At 71.2% G+C, this 4,318-nt stretch carries 3 protein-coding genes; 2 read left to right on the top strand and 1 reads right to left on the bottom strand.

Features of this window, described 5'->3' with window-relative positions; translation table 11 throughout:
* Together DKL51_RS11755 and DKL51_RS11750 are read left to right on the top strand one after the other, a co-directional pair.
* A partial coding sequence (locus DKL51_RS11755) for a glycoside hydrolase family 71/99 protein (RefSeq protein WP_185734778.1) occupies positions 1–1,161 on the top strand: 1,161 nt, incomplete at its 5' end.
* Between the two features lie 80 nt (positions 1,162–1,241).
* Positions 1,242–4,076, top strand: coding sequence for a CBM96 family carbohydrate-binding protein (locus DKL51_RS11750; protein ID WP_124812046.1), 2,835 nt, complete (start codon positions 1,242–1,244; stop codon positions 4,074–4,076).
* Here DKL51_RS11750 and DKL51_RS11745 read toward each other — a convergent pair.
* The coding region (locus tag DKL51_RS11745; RefSeq protein WP_260428465.1) for a lycopene cyclase family protein at positions 4,071–4,318 on the bottom strand (248 nt) is incomplete at its 5' end. The genes DKL51_RS11750 and DKL51_RS11745 overlap by 6 nt on opposite strands.

Here is a 4,318-nt window from a genome sequence, read left to right as displayed (position 1 = left end):
GTGGCCACCCTGCTGCTGCTGGTGCTGGCCGCGTCGGCGGTCGCCCTGGCGCCACCCCGGCCCGCACACGCCGACGCCGGCCGCGGGGGCACCAGCCCGCATCCGTCGGCGGCTCCCGTGCCGGTGCTCGCCTACTACTACATCTGGTTCAACCCGACCTCCTGGAACCGGGCCAAGATCGACTACCCGCTGCTCGGGCACTACTCCAGCGACGACGTCGAAATCATGCGGCGCCACATCCGGATGGCGAAGACCGCCGGCATCAACGGGTTCCTGGTGTCGTGGAAGCACACGCCGCAGCTCGACGAGCGGCTGGCCAAGCTGGTCGAGGTGGCCCGGGAGGAGAAGTTCCGGCTGGGCATCGTCTACCAGGGGTTGGACTTCTCCCGTACCCCGCTGGCCTTCGACACCGTCCGCACCGACCTGTCCTTCTTCGCCTCCCGGTACGCCACCGAACCGGTGTTCGACATCTTCGGCCGGCCACTGGTGATCTGGACCGGCAGCGACCGCTTCACCGCCGCGCAGATCGAGGACACCGTCGGCGGCGTACGGGGCAAGTTGCTGGTGCTCGGCAACGCCAAGAACCTCGAGGACGTCGAATCGAGCCACGGCGTCCTCGACGGCCAGGCCTACTACTGGTCGTCGGTGGACCCGGTGGCCGGAACGAGCGCGGCGAAGCTGACGGCCATGTCCCGGGCCGTGCACCAGCGGGGCGGACTGTGGATCGCCCCGGTGACCCCGGGATTCGACGCCCGGCTGGTCGGCGGCAAACGCGAGGTGCCCCGCCGCAACGGTGACACGCTGCGCGCCTCCTTCGCCGCGGCACGCCTGTCCGAACCGGACGCGATCGGCGTGATCAGCTGGAACGAGTTCAGCGAGAACACCCACATCGAACCCAGCGAGCGGTTCGGCTCCACCGACATCAACGTCCTGGCCGACCTGCTCGGCGTACGGGTCGACGTGGACGTACCGGTGGACAGCAGCGAGCCGGGCGACGGCGGCCACTGGGGCCTGACCGCCTCCGGCGCGCTGCTGTTCGCCGGCGCGGCGGTGGTGCTGTTACCGCTCGGGGTGGCGTTCCGCCGACGCCGCCCACCAGTGGCCCGGGACGGCCGGACGGCCGGCACCGGACCCGACGATCCGTCCGCCGACCCCTGGTGACCCATCTGGTCCTGCCGAGCCACGGCCGCCGAGTGCTCCGCAACCTCCGACTCGTCCACCCGTTCAGGGGAGGTCTCCCGATGAACCCACGCAGAGCGACCCGTCCGAGGGCCGCGGCCGCCGTCGTCGCCGTCGTCGTCTCCACCGGACTGGCCCTGGTGGCCAGCGGTCCCGCGGAGAGCGCCTCATCCACCTGCCAGACGTCGAACGCGCCCGGCGGCTACACCGTGCTGGTCTGCGTCACCCAGCCGGCGACCGGCAGCACGCTCGTGGGCGACACCGTCGTCACGGCGACTGTCAACGTGACGGTCGGCACGAGCCCCGGCGTCGCCAAGACGGAGTGGTCCATCGACGGCGACCAGCTGATCACCGACTTCCAGTCGCCGCACCAGTTCACCATCTCCACCGCCGACTTCGCCGACGGTCAACACACGATGGGCGTCACGGCGAAGATGCGCGACGGGTACGTCACCCCGGCGACCGCCATCACCGTCATGTTCGCCAACGACAACACCACTGCCCCACCGAACACGCGGCAGTGGTCCGTCCCGCCGATTCAGGCTCGCGGCCCCCAGGAACCCTTCGTGGTCGGCGCCGTCGGTGACGGTGCCGGCGGCGAGACCAACTCGGTGTACGTCACCAACGCCCTCGTCGGTTGGGACCCGGATTTGTTCCTCTACCTCGGCGACGTGTACGAGGATGGCACGCTGACCGAGTTCAAGAACTGGTACGGCGGCCCGTCGGCGTTCTACGGCCGGCTGCGCGACGTCACCACCCCGACCATCGGCAACCACGAATACACCGGCTCCACCGCCGACGGCTACTTCCACTACTGGGACAACATCCCGCACTACTACAGCTACGACGCCAACGGCTGGCACTTCATCGCCATCGACTCGACCAGCAACTACAACAAGGTGGCGCCGGGCACCCCGCAGTACGAGTGGCTGGCGGCGGACCTCGCCGCCAGCCGCAGCCCGTGCACGATGGTCTTCTGGCACCACCCGCTGTTCAGCGTCGGGTCGGAGGACCCGGCGCCGCGGATGCAGGCCATGTGGGACCTGATGGCCTCCCACCACGTGACCCTGCTCGTCACCGGACACGACCACAACTACCAGCGCTGGGCACCCATGGGCGCGGGCGGAGTGCTCGCCAACGACGGCATCGTCGAGCTCGTGGTGGGCGGCGGTGGCCACTCCAGTCAGGGCTTCCTGAGCTCGGATCCCCGGGTGGTCAAGACGAACAAGAGCTACGGCGCCACGCGCATGCAGCTCTACGGCAACCGCGCCGATCTGCAGTACCACGCGGCCAGCGCCACCGGCACGACCCTGGTCGACTCGTCCACCGTCTCCTGCAAGGGCGCGGACGGGCTCGTCCCGACCGCACCCGCGGGCCTGACCGCGACCGTGAACCCCACCCCCTCGGTGAGTCTCGGCTGGCCCGCCGCGACCGACAACTTCGGCGTGACCGGCTACCGCGTCTACCGCGACGGCACCCCGGTGGCCGACCTGCCGGCGACCGCGACCGCCTGGACGGACACCTCCGTCGCCGGTGCGACCCGGTACGAATACACGATCGACGCCGTTGACCAGGCCGGAAACCGGTCCACCCGCACCGCGCCGGTGGCCGTGACGACCACCGGGCCGGACACCACGACGCCCACCGCCCCGGGCGGCCTCGCCGCCGCGGCCACCCCGGACGCGGTCACCCTCACCTGGTCGCCGGCGACGGACAACGTCGGCGTCGCAGGGTACGAGGTGCTCCGCGACGGTGCGGTGGTGGCGACGGTGACCGACCCGACCTACGCCGACACCGCGGTGCCCGCGAACGAGTCACACACCTGGACCGTGCGCGCGTCGGATGCCGCCGGGAACGTCGGCGCCGAATCCCAACCGGTCACCGCGATGCGCGACACGCTGGCACCGTCGGCGCCGCCGAACCTGCGGGTGACCAGCGTGGCGCCCGGCGCGGTCAGCCTCGCCTGGGACGCGTCCACCGACAACGCCGGGGTGGTGCGGTACCGGCTGTTCCGTGACGGAAACCTGCTGACGGAGACCGCGGGCCAGACGTTCGTCGACGACACGGTCGGCACCGCCGGCACCTCCCACACGTACGTGGCGAGGGCTGTCGACGCGGCGGGGAACGTCTCCGAGTCGAGTAACCCGGCGAGTGTCATCACCGTCGACGCCAGCCCACCCACGGTGCCCGCCAACCTGCGGGCTTCGGCGACCGGACCGAACCGCGTCGACCTGTCGTGGGAGCCCTCGACCGACGACATGGGCGTCGCCGGCTACCGGGTGTACCGCGACGGCGCGGCCATCGGGACCAGTACGGGCACCAGCTTCGCGGACACCACGGCCCTGTCGGAGACCTCCTACACGTACACGGTCTCCGCCTTCGACGCGGCCGGTAACTCCTCGGGCCCGGGCGCGCCGGCTTCGGTCACCACGCCGGCAGCCACGCCGCTCCTGGCGGTGGCCGACACCTACGTCAAGGCGTCCAGCCCCACCAGCAGGTACGGAACCAGCCCCGCCCTGCGGGTCGACGGAGATCCGATCACCAACACCTACCTGAAGTTCACGGTGTCCGGGCAGACCGGCACGGTGGTGCGCGCGCGCCTGAAGCTCTGGGTCTCGGCGGGCTCGTCCACCGGCTTCGTGGTCCGCCCGGTTGCGGACTCGACCTGGTCGGAGACGTCGACGGACTGGAACAACGCGCCCCCGATCGGCAGCACGTCGATCGCCGCCACCGGTCGGACGACAACCGGCACCTGGGTCACCCTCGACATCACGTCCGCGGTCAGCGGGAACGGCACGTTCACCGTGGCTCTGACCTCGAGCGGCGCCTCGGCGAGCAGTTACGGCAGCCGCGAGACCAGCACCCCGCCGCAGCTGCTGCTGGACGTGGCGTCATGAGCGGCGGCGCAGCCGGAGCCGGTCGACGGCGTCGCCGAGCACCGCGCCGGTCATCGGCAGCAGCGGGGAGGACCGCATCACGGCCAGGTCCTCCCCGGGCGAGGTGGCGCCGTCGAGGAAGCGCAGCACCCGCTCGGCCGGGTTGCGGTCGAAGAGCCGGTCGAAGAACTCCACCCCGCCGATCCGGCCCCGGTCCAGGGCCCGCAGCGCCACCGCGTCCATCCACAGGTGGCGCTGCGGGC

Source organism: Micromonospora globispora (assembly GCF_003857015.1).
Classification (GTDB): domain Bacteria; phylum Actinomycetota; class Actinomycetes; order Mycobacteriales; family Micromonosporaceae; genus Micromonospora; species Micromonospora globispora.
The sequence above is the reverse complement of the archived record's forward strand: the minus strand, read 5'-3'. Positions and strand labels throughout refer to the sequence as shown.

Excerpts from the sequence above, each read along its gene's own strand:
- DKL51_RS11750 (WP_124812046.1), top strand. The coding sequence starts at position 1,242 with ATGAACCCACGCAGAGCGACCCGTCCGAGGGCCGCGGCCGCCGTCGTC.